Genomic DNA, 14715 nt, shown 5'->3' with positions numbered 1-14715 from the left:
GATCCGCCCTGTCCCGTTGGGCCGGGCGCCGCGCCTGTCGGCGCGGCGCGGTGGCGCACTCTGGCACATGGGTTTCGCAACACCCCCGCAACACGCGGCACCCTTGGGCGCAAAATCCGGCTCAAAGCCCTCTGTGCTGAATGCAGCGGCTGTTCGAAAGACGGCCAGGCACAGGAAGCGACCTGTGCAGCGTCTGAACAACGTCTGAGCAACATCTGAATTTCCGACGCTGCCAATCAGGCCCCGATGGCCCAGCGCAGACAGGCGAACCTCCTGGGACCACCCCCAGGATCCGACAACAGAGCGGACAACCGGTTTTGGCCTGGGGGTGCCTCTGCAAGCTAAAGGTGAGAATGCACCACCTTGAGCGCATGCTGGAAAGAGGCTTCAGCGAACGCATGGCTTGGTCCGGCTGGAATAGGTTCGATCAGGGATGCTTTCCTTTCAGTCACTTCAACCGGCTGAACCCGGCCTTCCATAACCGTTCCCCACACCTTGACCTCCTTGATTTCCATTGGGTCGACGGTGAGCGGATTGCGATCAAGAACGGTAAAATTGGCGCGTTTTCCCGGTTCGATACTGCCGATCTCGTCTTCGAGTTTGAGCGAGTATGCAGCTTCGATTGTCACGCCACGCAACGCATCTTCGGCGCTGACCCTTTGTTCCGGCCCTGCAACCCGACCCGAGGATGTGACCCGGTTTACGGCGCTCCACATCAGGAACAACGGATCACCCGGTGCCATCGGCATATCCGAATGCAAAGACCAGGAAATGCCCGCGCGTGATACATCGCCGATTCGGACCATTGAATCCGCGCGCTCAGGGCCCAGACCAACCTGGGAATATTGATCGGCAAGAGCTGTTACATAATACGGGTTGGCGCTGACGATTGCGCCAAGATCTGCAATCCGCTTCACCTGATCTTCCGCGCTGACCGCAAAGTGAACCAGAACTGTCCGGTGATCATATCGCGGGGTCCGGCGCAGGTTCATCTCGAGTGTATCCAGCACACGATCCAGACCGGCATCTCCGTTGACATGCACATGGATTTGATACCCGGCATCCCAATAAATTCGAAACGCTCTTTCGAAATCAACCTTGTCCATCATCCACTCACCGTCATGCCCGTCCATGAAGGGATCCCGGACCTTCATTTCCAGAGAGTAGATCGCCCCGTCAGCAAAAAGTTTGACCTGATTGGGGGCCAGGCTGGTCATCCCGCCATACCAGCTATCCAGGTTTTGCGTGTCTTGAACCACCCGGTTGTCATCCGAAGACCCCTGAATCAATGTCTTCCCATCTGGCATAAAGGACCAGCGGAACGGCATGTCGGGGCTCGAAAACACCGCGTTAATACCATCCTGCACAGGCTTTGACAGAATTCCGCCGGGTTCGTTTCCAAAGGTAACGCCCTTTGCGTGCATATAATCCCGGGTGAGCTCCAGCCCCGCTTGCAACCGCTCGGGCGAGGCCGCCAGAGGCGCGATGTTGGGCAGAACCGCAAACAGTCCCTGCTCCCAGAACCGGCCCTCGGCAAAGCTCGACTGCATTTTTTCAGTGGACGAAAACCCGTCGATCAACTCCTGGGTAACATCACCGAGTTCAAGCGCCACACTGTTCAGGATCATCTCGTGACAGGACCGCGCCCACACCAATATTGGCTGCGTGGTGCTGATCGCATCGAGATCTTGGCGCGTGAGCGCCCCGTAAAAGGCCGGGTGATACCCCCAGGACACCACAGGTTCCGCCGGGTCTGTTCTTGCGTCAACCGCCTTTGTCAGACGGTCAATGAAATCCGTTTTGTCCCGAACAGCCGGGACTGTTCCAAATGGCAACGCCCAATCCTCGATCGACAGGATTTCCGAGGACATCGTGAGGGCAGCCAAAAGCGGATGGTCATGCTGGGCAATAAAACCCGGCACGATCACCTTGTCGGCAAACCGGTCGTCGATCGTGTGACGCTGCCCCTTGAGTGTCCCCACCACGTCATCGAGCGTACCGGTCAAAAGAATGCGCCCGTCCACCACGGCCACGGCATTTACAACCGGTTTTGCCGGATCAAGCGTGAGAACGTCCCGCGCGGTGTAGACAGTGACTGTTGGCAGCGGAATGACTTTTGTCCCAATATCAGCAAGGGACGTGGTCTGGCCAAGGGCTGCTCCAATTGGCGACACCATCGCGATCGTGGATACGGTTACTTTCAACAGGTTTCGGCGATTCAATGAACTCATGTATCTTTCCCCTCAAATATCTGGCCAGTGTTCAATCCGCATGTTTGAAAATCAATTGAAAATGGCGACAACACTCAGAACGTTCCGGGCTTCTTCCTCCGCAATTCGGTCTCTTGCTCAGAGCTGACGGGCCGCTGTGGGGCCAACATCTGCTGTGTCCCGTATACCAGACCTTGGCCCGAATCGCAGCGACTGTCGCCATTCCGCCCCGGCCGCGGGAGGGCTTGCATGACCAGGGTGGTTTGCCCTATGAACACCCTATCCTCCCTAGGGGGATGAACAAAACTGTGCGACCACGCATCACGACACAGACGAGCGGACAGGCAAACCTGATGAAACCCCTGCTGACCATCGCAAAGGCTGCTTTCGCAACCCTGCTGTGCGCGACATTTGTTGTCTGGTCGGTGATGCCCACAACCTCGCATGCGCCCGCAGTCCTCGACGTGCTTCAAGAGCACGCTGAGATGATCGCCCAGCACGGGCATTCCCACGGGTTGGAAGAGGATCTGCTGTGGGCCATGCATGGACACAGCCACGACCGTGTCGATCATGATCACAGCCAGGCAATCGTGCCTGGCCCCGATATGGTTCCGCAACCGATCGACATCTACAGAACCGCGTGGCGTCTGGGCTCAGCCACTGTGAAACCTCTGCGGACGTACCAGATCGAACGCCCGCCGCGTGTGTGATGGATCGCGCCCAATGGCGCACATCTTTTGATCATCAAACACATCTGCGGAGTTCAATCCATGACGACAGTCCATCGGGGCTGGATCGACCCCGGCCCACGCCGGATCGTGATCCTGTCCTTTCTTGCGCTAACAGCGCTCTTCCTGAGCGCGAGCCACGCGCTGGCCCATAATGTCACCGAAGGTGACGCGGGTTACATCCAGGAAATCTGGGGGGTGAACATCATCCCCTTCATGTATCTCGGTGCCAAACACATGGTGACGGGCTACGACCACATCCTGTTCCTGCTCGGCGTTGTCTTCTTCCTTTACCGGATGAAGGACGTGGGCATCTATGTCAGCATTTTTGCGGTTGGTCACTCGACCACGATGCTGGCCGGCGTCTGGTTCGGCTGGGGCATCAACGCCTATATCGTTGATGCCATCATCGGCCTTTCGGTGGTTTACAAGGCGCTCGACAATCTGGGGGCCTACCAGCGCTGGTTCGGTGTCCAGCCCAACACCAAGGCCGCAACGCTGATCTTTGGCTTTTTCCATGGCACGGGCCTGGCCACCAAGATCCTCGATTACGAAATCGCCTCGGACGGGCTTCTGGCCAATCTTCTGGCGTTCAACGTGGGCGTCGAACTGGGCCAGATCATGGCGCTTGCCGTCATCCTCATCGTCATGGGCTATTGGCGGAAATCTCCGAATTTCTTCCAACAGGCCTACACCGCCAACGTCGTCATGATGTCCATGGGGTTCATCCTCACGGGCCTGCAAATCATCGGCTATTTTGTAGCCGCCTAAGAACTTGGAAAATCAAAATGTTTAACGCAAAAAAACCGAGCCTTGATGAACTGCCAAGCTCCGCACAGCTGATCCGGTCCACCGCCATTGCCGCGGCCAGCGCCGTCGTGATTCTGGTGACTGTCGTGCTTCCCGCCGAATACAACATCGACCCGACAGGAATAGGTGGCGTGATCGGCCTGACCGAAATGGGAGAAATCAAGACCCAGCTCGCGAAAGAGGCCGAAGCTGACAGGCAGCTAGAACTTGAAGCGCAGGAAGAATCGACCTTGATGAACGATATCTTCGGGCTTTTTGTAGGCGCTGCGCATGCGCAGCAGGCCGAAATCTGGCGTGACGAGACCACCTTTACGCTGGCACCAGGCGCCTCGGCCGAATGGAAGCTGGTGATGGAAAAAGGGCAGACGGTGGAATACCGGATGCTCGTTGACGGCGGTCGGGTGAATTTCGACATGCACGGTCACGGTGGCGGCAATTCTGTCACCTACCAAAAGGGCCGCGGATCGACGGGCGACACAGGCGAAATCGTTGCTTCATTCGACGGCGACCATGGCTGGTTCTGGCGCAATCGCGACAGCACAGACGTCACTGTCACCATTCAGGTGCGCGGCGAATACGCCGAGTTCAAGAACGCCAGCTAAAGTTGGGGGCTGCCAATGCCGCACCATGCGGGGTCGGCAGCCCCATTTCCCACACTCCGGGTTGTCGATGTCGGCCATTTTACCCAAACACTGGACGCATGAACCGGCACCGTGAAGGGGCGCTGTGTCCCGCAATGCGGTGTCCCCCCACACATCACAACCCTGTCCGCTGTGGGCCGGCTACAGCCGTTGTTCCCGGCGCTCTGATCAACAGGCCTGTCCCATGGCGCCCGCCTTCGTCACCTTTGCCAAAACCCTCATCCAAAACGGCGCGCAGGGCGTCCCCGCGACAAAGCAGCCACGCAACTTCCCTCTCCCGGCGTTTGCCCTTATCTTTGCCGCATGTCGCCTCTTGCCCATATCGTCGCCCTGCCCGTGCGGGCCTATCGTCTGGTGTTCAGCCCCTGGGTTGGGTTCAACTGTCGGTATCAGCCAACCTGCAGCGCCTATGCGCTCGAAGCGCTGGAGAAACACGGGCCGATCCGGGGCAGCTGGCTGGCGCTGCGGCGGATCGGGCGCTGTCATCCGTTGGGCAGTGATGGGTATGATCCGGTGCCTGACCGGCCTGACCGGCCTGACCAGCCTGATCGCGGCAAAAATACCGACATCTGAGCGATTCGGGTGTCAGCCGGTGCACGGGTGGTGCACGCATGGTGCACGGATATCACCCCCCCTGTTTTTACAGATGTGGTAAACGCAACGCCCGCCTCTTGCCCGAAATTGGCAACTCTAGTAAGGCCCGTCCATGTTCGATAAAACTGACGAAATCCATCCGCTGTTCCACGGTGCCCCCACCAGCACCGAGTTCAAGAAGCTGCGCAAACGCGTCGTGCGCCAGACGCGCGAGGCGATCGAGCAATATGGAATGATCCAGCCCGGCGCGCGCTGGCTGGTCTGTCTGTCGGGCGGCAAAGACAGCTATACGCTGCTGGCTATCCTGTATGAATTGAAGTGGCGCGGGTTGCTGCCGGTTGATCTGTTGGCCTGTAATCTGGACCAGGGACAGCCCGGATTTCCGGCAACTGTCCTTCCGGAATTTCTGGAAAAAATGGATGTGCCGCACCGCATCGAATATCAGGACACCTATTCGATTGTCATGGACAAGGTGCCTGAGGGGCGGACATTCTGCGCCCTTTGTTCGCGTCTAAGGCGCGGTAATCTTTATAGAATTGCACGCGAAGAAGGTTGTTCGGCGGTCGTTCTGGGGCATCATCGCGATGATATCCTGGAAACCTTTTTCATGAATCTGTTCCATGGCGGCCGTCTGGCCACCATGCCGCCCAAGCTGGTCAACGAGGAAGGCGATCTGTTCGTCTATCGTCCGCTCGCGCATGTGGCCGAAGCCGATTGTGAAAAATTCGCCAAGGCGATGGACTACCCGATCATCCCCTGTGATCTGTGCGGCAGTCAGGATGGCTTGCAACGTCAGCAGGTCAAACAGATTCTCGACCAATGGGAGCGCAACAGCCCCGGCCGCCGTCAGGTGATGTTCCGGTCCCTGATGAACGCGCGCCCGTCCCATCTTCTGGACCCCAAATTGTTCGATTTTGCAGGACTCTCGCTGAATCCTCGAAAAAACGATGACAATCTGATGGAAATTCCTCAGCTGCGTTAACACACAAAACAGATTCGGGGGATTACGGTCGGGCCAAGCGATTTGAAAGGTCCTGTCATGCCTCAGCCGCCCTCCGGCCTGCATTCCCGACTGCAAAAGCATGTGTTGCCCATTTTGCTGGGCCCTCCGGTGTTGGCATTCCTGCCAGCGTTGACGCTTGGTGCTTTCTGGCTCGGCGGGGAATTTGCGTTGATCTTGACTTCGCTCGGATTGCCTTTGGTGTTCGCATTTTTCGGAGCATTCGAATTTTGGCGCCGATCCCAGGCAGGCACCCATGATGCCATTACCGGGTTGCTGTTGCGCCCCGGGTTTGAAGAGGCGGTTGAAAAGACGTTTGACCGTACTGCCGACGGCAATTTGCGCTCGGCATGTTTCATGCTCGAGATCGACGAATTTCGTGAGATCGCCGATCGTCATGGTCAGGCGGCTTCAGACACTGTGATTTCGCGCACCGGCGATCGAATTCTGTCTGTTCTCAGAGATTCGGACGCCGTTGCGCGTGTGGGTGACAGCCGGTTTGCAGTTTGCCTGTCTGGGGTGAACCAACTGGATCTTGAGCTGTGCATACAAATGGCAGGACGGCTGCAGTCCGTTATCGAAGAACCGGTTTCATTGGATGGGCTGTCGCTGTATCAATCCTGTTCTGTTGGATTTTGCCTGCGCAACCGAACACCGGGACGCGCCTGGAATGAATGGGTGGAAGCCGCTTCTGCAGCCTTGATCGAAGCCCAGAAAAACGGCCCCTCCTGTATTCGCGCCTATTCTGCAGAGATTCATCGTCAAACCAAGGCTCGCGGAGATCTTCGGGAAGAGGCCGCCAATGCACTGGAAAACGGCCAAATCCAACCTTGGTTCCAACCACAGATATCGACGGACACCGGCAAAGTCACCGGCTTCGAAGTGTTGGCCCGCTGGGCGCATCCGATCCACGGTCTGATCCCACCGGATGTATTCCTGCCTGCTATGGAAGAAGCACATCTGTTGGAACGCCTAAGTCAGGTGATGATGTATCATGCGATGACGGCGCTGAAGGCCTGGGATAACGCGGGATACGACGTCCCCCGTGTGGGCGTGAATTTTGCCACAGATGAATTGCGCAACCCGGGGCTTGTTGACAAGATTAGATGGGAATTGGACCGCTTTGAATTGTCCCCGGACCGCTTGGCCATCGAGATTCTGGAAACCGTGATGACCGACAATCCCGATGACATGGTCACCCGCAATATCATCGGCCTCAGCAAGCTGGGATGCCGCATTGACCTGGACGACTTTGGTACGGGCCATGCCTCCATTGCCTCGATCCGTCGGTTCAAGGTGTCTCGGATCAAGATCGACCGATCCTTTGTGACCAAGGCCGACCGGGATCCGGAACAGCAGCGCCTGATCGGTGCCGTTCTGACCATGGCGGAACGGTTGGATCTGGAAACTTTGGCCGAAGGTGTCGAAACCGTTGGTGAACACGCATTGTTGGCGCAACTGGGTTGCGATCACGTTCAGGGGTTCGGGATCGGGCGCCCGATGCCATTCGACCAGACTGTGGATTGGATCACTGCACATCAGGCAAAATTGCAAGATGCACCCAAAATTGGGCGGCAATTGGGGTAAATCGCGGTAAACCGGCGCACACAGGCAGGAAGACTTCTCCAAAACCCCGGTTTCCGCTTGACCTTTGCAGCCCTACTCTGTTGAACCCACTCTGTCATTCCATGCACAAGGTGGCAGTCCCAGATGGACGATCAGAACAAAAATCTAATCCTCGCAACTGCGCTCAGCTTTATTGTGATTCTCGTGTGGTTCGTCGTGTTCCCCCCGCCGGAGCCCGAAGTCGCGTCAGAAACCACCCCCGTATCGCAAATTGCGGCAGATGGGGATACAGCGGCAGCACCGGCAGTGAGCTCGGCCAGCACGGGTGCGGTCACTGGCGCAGAAGCCAAGGCTCCTGAGGCTGCGCGGGTCACCATCGACACCGCCAGGATTTCCGGCAGCATCTCGCTGCAAGGTGGTCGCATCGACGATCTGTCCCTCAAGGACTATCGGGTCACAATCGAAGAAGGTGCCGACATCGTGCGGATGCTGTCTCCGGTTGGCGAACCTTCTGCCTATTATGCCTTGTACGGATGGGCTCCAGGCACCGGGCTTGGCCTGGATGATGTTCCTGGTGCAAATACCATTTGGACAGCGCCTGCTGGCGAAACACTGACGTCTGAATCGCCGGTCACCCTGACCTGGGACAATGGCAATGGACTGCTCTTTAACCGCAAGATTTCTGTTGACGATAACTATCTGTTTACGGTCACGCAGAGCGTAACCAATTCCGGGACCAGCACCGCCGCGTTGGCCCCCTATGGGATTCTGGCCCGGCATGGGGAACCGCAGGACCTTAAGAACTTCTTTATCCTTCACGAAGGCGTCGTTGGCATGGCCGACGGAGAGCTGTCTGAAATCGACTATGGTGACATGCCTGATTTCTCGGTTGACCCCCGCGAAGGTGCCCGTGCCGAGGTCAAACAAGTCGAGACAGATGGTTGGATCGGGTTCACCGACCACTATTGGATGTCGACTCTGGTTCCCGCATCAGGCCAACCTTTCAAATCGGTCGCCAAATATGACGAACGCCGGGACATCTATCAAACCGAAGTTGTCCTGCCGACCATGACACTGGCCGCCGGAGAAACTGCCGAAGTTTCCACCCAGCTGTTCGCAGGTGCAAAGGAGTGGGGCACCATCCGTGCCTATGAAAAAAGCGGCATTGCCGGTTTCCTGGACAGCATCGACTGGGGTTGGTTCTTTTTCCTGACCAAGCCGATATTCTGGCTACTGCACGAGATCAACAAGCTGATCGGCAATATGGGTTGGTCGATTATTGGCCTGACGCTGATCATCAAGGCAATCCTGTTCCCTCTGGCCTATAAATCCTATGTTTCGATGGCCAAGATGAAAGAGCTGCAACCACAAATGGAAGCGCTCAAGGAAAAGGCCGGTGATGACCGTCAGAAAGTCCAGCAGGGCATGATGGAGCTTTACAAGAAGGAAAAGGTAAACCCGGCTGCCGGGTGTCTGCCTATCCTGCTGCAAATCCCGATCTTCTTTTCCCTCTACAAGGTGATCTTTGTCACCATTGAACTACGCCAGGCGTCATTCTTTGGTCCCTTTCAGGACCTCAGCATGCCGGACCCGACATCCATCATGAACTTCTTTGGCTGGGCTCCATGGGCAGGGCCAGAGCCAGGAACCCTGATGGCGACAATCTTTATCGGCATTCTGCCTTTGCTTTTGGGCATTTCGATGTGGATTCAGCAAAAGCTGAACCCGGCACCGACGGATGCAACACAGGCCATGATCTTTGCCTGGATGCCATGGGTGTTTATGTTCATGCTGGGCAGCTTTGCCAGTGGCCTCGTCGTATACTGGATCGCCAACAACACGATCACCTTTACGCAACAGTATCTGATCATGCGCAGCCAAGGGTACAAGCCAGACGTGTTTGGCAACATGATGTCCAGCTTTAAACGTGGTCAGAAACCGGACGCGAAATGACAGGATCTGTCACCCAAATCTGGCGGCACCCGATCAAATCGCATGGTCGGGAAGCTCTGGATCAAATCGCATTGACCGCCGGGCAAACCATGCCCGGCGATCGTCTTTGGGCGGTTGCCCATGAACTGTCGACGGCTGACGGATCTGAATGGGTGCCCTGTCAGAACTTTAATCGCGGGTCCAAAGCCCCCCGACTGATGGCCATTGATGCCCGTCTGGACGATGCGACCGGGCGCATGACGCTAACCCACCCGGATCTGCCTGATCTGACCTTTTCCCCCGATGATGAGGCCGATCATACCCGGTTTCTGGACTGGGCCGGATCGCTGATCCCAGAGAACCGAGCCGCGTCCGCGCGGCTCATGCGGTGCCCTCGGCGGGGATGGACCGACACCGATCTGTTGTCGGTCACCCTATGCAATGCGGCCTCTCACCGCGCCGTCGAACGGGCTATTGGCCACCCCTTGGCGACGCAACGCTGGCGTGGAAATCTGTGGTTCGATGGATTGGCAGAGTGGCAGGAATTCGATTGGATCGACCGGGAAATCCAGATTGGCGATGCGGTGTTGATCCCAAGGGAACGCACAGAACGCTGTTTGGCGACCACGGCAAACCCGGCCACCGGTGAACGCGATGCAGACACGTTGGGCACGCTCATGTCACAATGGGGGCACAAGGATTTTTCAGTGCGCGCAGAAGTCCTGCGCAGCGGTACAATCCGCATTGGCGATCAGGTAAAGGTGCTGTGATGCAACTTCAATTCCCTCTGGCCGAAGAGCCGGACGACTATATGACCGAACAGGGGCGCAAGCTGTTTGCTGGCGATTCTGAATTCGTCAAAGGCGTGGTTGCGATGTCCGGCCTGCCTGAAGCAGACCGAATCGAGGTATGTTTCGCCGGGCGATCAAATGTCGGAAAATCGAGCCTTATTAACGCTGTAACTGGAAGAAAGGGACTTGCTCGGGCATCAAACACGCCAGGGCGAACCCAAGAGATCAACTTTTTCACCCAGGGGCCCGAGCTGTATCTGGTCGACCTTCCCGGCTATGGGTTTGCCAATGCGCCGCTCAAGATCGTCGAAAAGTGGCAAAAGCTGCTCAAGCAATACCTGAGTGGTCGCCAGACCTTGCGTCGGGCATTCGTGCTGATTGACAGCCGCCATGGGGTCAAGCCGGTGGATGATGAAATCATGTCACTGCTGGATTCCAGCGCCGTCACATTCCAATGCGTGATGACCAAAGCGGACAAGGTCAAGGCAAAGGACAGGGACCGCATCCTGTCCCAGGTTCGTCAGGCCTTGTCCAAACATCCCGCAGCCTATCCGGAAATCATCCTGACATCGTCGGAAAAGGGCGATGGGATTCCAACGCTGCGGTCGATCATCGCCAATCTGGAATAACCCAATCTGAGCGTTTTGTCGGGGCACATCATACGTGCTGTGCCCCATTCACTTCGATTTCGGCCCCAGAAATATACGAACTGTCCTGCGAACACAGAAAATAGATCGCGGCCGCAACTTCCTCGGGCTGGCCCAGCCGCTTTAATGGCAGCTTTGCAACAATCTTGTCAGTGCCTGGCGACAGAATCGCGGTTTCCACCTCCCCAGGTGCAATTGCATTGACCCGAACCCCCAACGGCCCAAAATCATGCGCCATTTCCCGCGTCAGGGCCGCCAGAGCCGCCTTGGACGTTGAGTAGGCCGCACCTGCAAAAGGGTGCACCCGGCTGCCGGCGATGGAGGTCACATTCACCACTGACCCCTTTGCAGCCGCCAACTCGTCCCGCAGCCCACGGGCCAGAACAACAGAGGCAAAAAAGTTCACGTGGAACACCTTTCCCCAGGTCATCAGGTCCGTATCCAATGTGTTGAGCCGTTCGCCATCCGGCCCTTTGGGCGAAACTCCAGCATTATTGACCAAGGCATCCAGCCGCCCGTCCAGCTTTTCCTGTATGGCTCCGACCGCGTTGATTGTCTCGGAGGGGTCGCTCAGGTCCAGTTCGACATGGTCTTCGCGACCACCACCCCAGGGGCATTCCTTGGGAAAGGGATGACGCGAACAGGTGATAACTCGCCAGCCTTCGCTATTGAACCGGCGCACTGTGGCATGGCCAATGCCCCGGCTGGCCCCTGTCAGCAACAACGTTCTGCGCGTCATATCCAAAATCCCTGTCGGTCAAACTCACCGCGACCCTATCACTCGGCGCTATAACCGCAATGCTGCACTTGGCACCGGCCCCAGTTCCGCGTAACACGGGGACCCAAAGGGACCGGGACCATGAAGACACGAGCTATGAATCGCAATTGGATCGCCACAGCTGAAACTCTCTCTTCGGCGCTGCCGTATTTACAGCGCTATGACGGGGCCATCGTCGTTATCAAGCTGGGCGGACACGCCATGGGCAGCGACGAAGCCATGGACAGCTTTGCCCGCGATATCGTTTTATTGCAGCAGGTTGGCGTGAATCCCGTCATCGTGCATGGCGGTGGCCCGATGATCAATGCGATGCTCGAGCGGCTCGATATTCAATCGGAATTCGTGAACGGCAAGCGGGTAACAGACCAAGCCACTGTGGAAGTGGTTGAAATGGTGTTGTCCGGTGTGGTCAACAAGCGGATCGTACAGGCGATCAATCGTCAGGGCGGCCGCGGAGTCGGGTTGTCGGGAAAAGACGCCAATCTGATGATGTGCGAGCAGACCAACCCGGATCTGGGCTTTGTCGGCACACCGGCCGACATGGATCCCTCCTTGCTGCACAACCTGTTTGAGAATGACATGATCCCGGTCATCGCGCCCTTGGGCGCAGGGCGGGATGGCGAGACATTCAACGTCAATGGCGATACCGCTGCGGGGGCCATCGCGGCTGCGTTAAAGGCGGATCGACTGTTGCTGTTGACCGACGTCTCCGGCGTCAAAAACGCTGACGGCGATGTTGTAACAGAGCTGAAGGCCGAGAAGATCCGTGAGATGACCCGTGAAGGGGTGATTGCCGGGGGCATGATCCCCAAAACGGAAACCGCGCTGAACGCGATTGATGGCGGCGTACGGGCCGTTGTCATTCTGGATGGTCGCGCGCCCAATGCTGTGCTGCTGGAATTGTTCACCGAACATGGGGCCGGGTCGCTGATCCGCGCCTGAATCTACGTGGCCACCCTTGGACAGGTCGGCTTTTGACGAAAACGTGTGGCTTTCCGGCTTGCGTTTGCGCGATACATGCGTGCTCATGCATGTATGGAACACGAAACCCTGATCCGCCTGGGTGTTTTTCTGGGCTTGTTCTGCCTGTTCGCGGGGGCCGAAGCGCTGATCCCCCGGCGCAGTCGCTGTGTCCCGCGTAGCAGGCGCTGGACAACCAACCTGTCGATCACTGTGCTGAACAGCATACTCTTGCGAGGCCTTGCAGCGTGGATGCCGTTGCTGGCAGTCGGGGCAGCTTTGGATGCCTCGGCCCAGGGATGGGGGGTGTTCAACCACCTCGCGCTGCCTGCCTGGGTCGAAATCACATGCGCCATCTTGATTCTGGATTTTGGGATCTGGGCACAGCACCTGATCACCCACAAGATCCCCGTTCTCTGGCGCCTGCACCGGGTTCACCACGCCGACCGGGATATGGATGTCACGACAGCGGTTCGATTCCATCCGGTGGAAATCGGTCTGTCCATGATATTGAAAATCGGCCTCGTCTATCTGTTGGGACCTGCCGCCATAGCGGTTGTCCTGTTCGAAATCATCCTGAATGGAACGGCCTTGTTCAATCATTCCAACCTACGATTGCCACCGGGGTTCGACCGAATGCTACGCGTGGTTCTGGTGACACCCGATATGCATCGGGTCCATCATTCGGTACATCGCCACGAGCATGACAGTAACTATGGCTTTGCTCTGTCCATTTGGGATCGGATTTTTCGGACCTATATCGCCCAACCAGCGGACGGGCATGATGACATGGTTGTCGGGCTGCAATGGCAGGATCACCGCCCCTCCCAATTGGGGTGGAGCCTGAAACTCCCCTTCAAGAGGCACTGAAGATGTACACCGAGATTGAAAGCACCGCTCGGGACCACGGTCTGGCAATCCTGGGGGCGCTGCACCCACGGCTGACACCAACAAAATCTGTGGATCATGGCACGTTGCTCCTTTTGGGAACAGACGCGGGGTTCTGGTCCCAGTTCAAATCCAGCCCTGAAGGCAGGGATGGTTTGGAGAACCCCATTGACCGCTGGTCAAAGCGGGTCATCGGCACCTTGGCAAAGCAAATGGGCGCTCAGGCCCATTATCCGTTCGGAGGCCCACCACACGCGCCTTTTGTCAGCTGGGCGCTGGACAGTGGCAGAGTGTTTTCCAGTCCGACAAAAGTGATGGTTCATGACACGATGGGCATGATGATCTCATTTCGAGGCGCGCTTTTGTTTGATCAGGAATTTGATATTCCCGCCCCTCGCCTCTCCGACTCTCCCTGTCATGGTTGCGTCGATAAACCCTGCACGACAACCTGTCCGGTTGGAGCCATGAATGCCCAAGGGAATTTCCTGGTCAAGGATTGCTATGACTTTATCGCCCAAACCGGCGAATGCGTGACAAAAGGATGCCTGGCCAGAAGCGCTTGTCCGCTCAGTCAAAAATCCGGGCGAAATCCCGAACAAACGTCACATCACATGAGTTATTGTAAGTTCTGATGACTTGCACTTTGATTCTTATCCGCCATGCGAAATCGGCCTGGGACGCGCCTGCTCCCAGCGATCACGCCCGCCCTCTCAACAAACGTGGCCGCAAATCCGCCAAGGCCATTGGACAATGGTTGCGGGACAACCAGCATATACCTGACGTGGTGCTGTCGTCCTCGGCGCAGCGCACCCGTGAAACCCATGACCTGTTGTCATTGGAAGCTCCGGTTTCCTTTTCTGAACGGCTGTATCTGGCCAGTTCGGATCTCATGTTCCAGGTTCTCAAAGAAGCCCAAGCGCCCAAGGTTCTGATGCTGGGCCACAACCCCGGCATTGCCGCCTTTGCCCATGCCCTGGTTTCCGAACCGCCAAAACATGAACGGTTCGACGACTACCCAACCGCAGCCACGTTGGTTGTCGATTTCGACATCGCGACCTGGGCCGATTTGAACTGGGGAGGTGGAACAGTGCGGGATTTCATTGTTCCACGAGAATTGACAGCAGACTAAATGAAAAAAGGCCGGGAAAACCCGGCCTTTTCGTTTCTGAT

At 57.1% G+C, this 14715-nt stretch carries 15 protein-coding genes; 13 read left to right on the top strand and 2 right to left on the bottom strand.

What is annotated here, in order from left to right; all coding sequences use genetic code 11:
- Positions 1–341: 341 nt before the first annotated feature.
- A complete protein-coding gene (locus K3727_02010; protein UWQ91613.1) occupies positions 342–2231 on the bottom strand; it encodes an amidohydrolase in 1890 nt (629 codons plus the stop codon).
- Positions 2232–2563: 332 nt separating this feature from the next.
- Between K3727_02010 and K3727_02005 the strand changes: the two genes are divergently transcribed.
- From K3727_02005 to yihA, 9 genes are all read left to right on the top strand, one after another.
- Positions 2564–2920, top strand: a complete 357-nt coding sequence (locus K3727_02005; protein ID UWQ91612.1) for a hypothetical protein — start codon at positions 2564–2566, stop codon at positions 2918–2920.
- Positions 2921–2980: 60 nt separating this feature from the next.
- A complete protein-coding gene (locus tag K3727_02000; GenBank protein ID UWQ91611.1) occupies positions 2981–3709 on the top strand; it encodes a HupE/UreJ family protein in 729 nt (242 codons plus the stop codon).
- A 17-nt stretch (positions 3710–3726) separates the two neighbouring features.
- Positions 3727–4350 carry a transmembrane anchor protein gene (locus tag K3727_01995; protein UWQ91610.1) on the top strand — a complete coding sequence of 208 codons (624 nt, stop codon included), beginning with the start codon at positions 3727–3729 and terminating at the stop codon, positions 4348–4350.
- Positions 4351–4692: 342 nt separating this feature from the next.
- Positions 4693–4962, top strand: a complete 270-nt coding sequence (gene yidD / locus K3727_01990; protein UWQ91609.1) for a membrane protein insertion efficiency factor YidD — start codon at positions 4693–4695, stop codon at positions 4960–4962.
- Between the two features lie 133 nt (positions 4963–5095).
- Entirely contained in the window at positions 5096–5965 is an 870-nt protein-coding gene (gene ttcA / locus K3727_01985) for a tRNA 2-thiocytidine(32) synthetase TtcA (GenBank protein ID UWQ91608.1), read from the top strand.
- A gap of 57 nt (positions 5966–6022) precedes the next feature.
- The gene (locus K3727_01980) at positions 6023–7570 is read left to right on the top strand and encodes a bifunctional diguanylate cyclase/phosphodiesterase (protein UWQ91607.1); all 1548 of its coding nucleotides are present in this window, start codon (positions 6023–6025) and stop codon (positions 7568–7570) included.
- A 123-nt stretch (positions 7571–7693) separates the two neighbouring features.
- A complete protein-coding gene (gene yidC / locus K3727_01975) occupies positions 7694–9502 on the top strand; it encodes a membrane protein insertase YidC (protein UWQ91606.1) in 1809 nt (602 codons plus the stop codon).
- Positions 9499–10251, top strand: coding sequence for an MOSC N-terminal beta barrel domain-containing protein (locus K3727_01970; protein UWQ91605.1), 753 nt, complete (start codon positions 9499–9501; stop codon positions 10249–10251). Before yidC ends, K3727_01970 begins: the two co-directional genes overlap by 4 nt.
- Positions 10251–10901, top strand: a complete 651-nt coding sequence (yihA, locus tag K3727_01965; GenBank protein ID UWQ91604.1) for a ribosome biogenesis GTP-binding protein YihA/YsxC — start codon at positions 10251–10253, stop codon at positions 10899–10901. Before K3727_01970 ends, yihA begins: the two co-directional genes overlap by 1 nt.
- 28 nt (positions 10902–10929) lie before the next feature.
- On the opposite strand, the gene K3727_01960 is transcribed toward yihA, so the two are convergent.
- Positions 10930–11658 carry an SDR family oxidoreductase gene (locus K3727_01960; protein ID UWQ91603.1) on the bottom strand — a complete coding sequence of 243 codons (729 nt, stop codon included), beginning with the start codon at positions 11656–11658 and terminating at the stop codon, positions 10930–10932.
- 120 nt (positions 11659–11778) lie between these two features.
- Between K3727_01960 and argB the strand changes: the two genes are divergently transcribed.
- From argB to K3727_01940, 4 genes are all read left to right on the top strand, one after another.
- Positions 11779–12639 carry an acetylglutamate kinase gene (argB, locus tag K3727_01955; protein ID UWQ91602.1) on the top strand — a complete coding sequence of 287 codons (861 nt, stop codon included), beginning with the start codon at positions 11779–11781 and terminating at the stop codon, positions 12637–12639.
- Positions 12640–12732: 93 nt separating this feature from the next.
- Positions 12733–13527 carry a sterol desaturase family protein gene (locus K3727_01950; protein ID UWQ93237.1) on the top strand — a complete coding sequence of 265 codons (795 nt, stop codon included), beginning with the start codon at positions 12733–12735 and terminating at the stop codon, positions 13525–13527.
- A 2-nt stretch (positions 13528–13529) separates the two neighbouring features.
- Entirely contained in the window at positions 13530–14177 is a 648-nt protein-coding gene (locus K3727_01945) for a ferredoxin (protein UWQ91601.1), read from the top strand.
- Positions 14177–14674, top strand: coding sequence for a histidine phosphatase family protein (locus K3727_01940; GenBank protein UWQ91600.1), 498 nt, complete (start codon positions 14177–14179; stop codon positions 14672–14674). Before K3727_01945 ends, K3727_01940 begins: the two co-directional genes overlap by 1 nt.
- Positions 14675–14715: the final 41 nt, after the last annotated feature.

It is taken from the genome of Rhodobacteraceae bacterium M382 (assembly GCA_025141015.1).
Classification (GTDB): domain Bacteria; phylum Pseudomonadota; class Alphaproteobacteria; order Rhodobacterales; family Rhodobacteraceae; genus Aliisedimentitalea; species Aliisedimentitalea scapharcae.
Note: the sequence above shows the minus strand (reverse complement) of the source record. Positions and strands in the feature narration are given on the sequence as shown.

Excerpts from the sequence above, each read along its gene's own strand:
- K3727_02010 (UWQ91613.1), bottom strand. The coding sequence starts at position 2,231 with ATGAGTTCATTGAATCGCCGAAACCTGTTGAAAGTAACCGTATCCACG.
- K3727_02005 (UWQ91612.1), top strand. The coding sequence starts at position 2,564 with ATGAAACCCCTGCTGACCATCGCAAAGGCTGCTTTCGCAACCCTGCTG.
- K3727_02000 (UWQ91611.1), top strand. The coding sequence starts at position 2,981 with ATGACGACAGTCCATCGGGGCTGGATCGACCCCGGCCCACGCCGGATC.
- K3727_01995 (UWQ91610.1), top strand. The coding sequence starts at position 3,727 with ATGTTTAACGCAAAAAAACCGAGCCTTGATGAACTGCCAAGCTCCGCA.
- yidD (UWQ91609.1), top strand. The coding sequence starts at position 4,693 with ATGTCGCCTCTTGCCCATATCGTCGCCCTGCCCGTGCGGGCCTATCGT.
- ttcA (UWQ91608.1), top strand. The coding sequence starts at position 5,096 with ATGTTCGATAAAACTGACGAAATCCATCCGCTGTTCCACGGTGCCCCC.
- K3727_01980 (UWQ91607.1), top strand. The coding sequence starts at position 6,023 with ATGCCTCAGCCGCCCTCCGGCCTGCATTCCCGACTGCAAAAGCATGTG.
- yidC (UWQ91606.1), top strand. The coding sequence starts at position 7,694 with ATGGACGATCAGAACAAAAATCTAATCCTCGCAACTGCGCTCAGCTTT.
- K3727_01970 (UWQ91605.1), top strand. The coding sequence starts at position 9,499 with ATGACAGGATCTGTCACCCAAATCTGGCGGCACCCGATCAAATCGCAT.
- yihA (UWQ91604.1), top strand. The coding sequence starts at position 10,251 with ATGCAACTTCAATTCCCTCTGGCCGAAGAGCCGGACGACTATATGACC.
- K3727_01960 (UWQ91603.1), bottom strand. The coding sequence starts at position 11,658 with ATGACGCGCAGAACGTTGTTGCTGACAGGGGCCAGCCGGGGCATTGGC.
- argB (UWQ91602.1), top strand. The coding sequence starts at position 11,779 with ATGAAGACACGAGCTATGAATCGCAATTGGATCGCCACAGCTGAAACT.
- K3727_01950 (UWQ93237.1), top strand. The coding sequence starts at position 12,733 with ATGGAACACGAAACCCTGATCCGCCTGGGTGTTTTTCTGGGCTTGTTC.
- K3727_01945 (UWQ91601.1), top strand. The coding sequence starts at position 13,530 with ATGTACACCGAGATTGAAAGCACCGCTCGGGACCACGGTCTGGCAATC.
- K3727_01940 (UWQ91600.1), top strand. The coding sequence starts at position 14,177 with ATGACTTGCACTTTGATTCTTATCCGCCATGCGAAATCGGCCTGGGAC.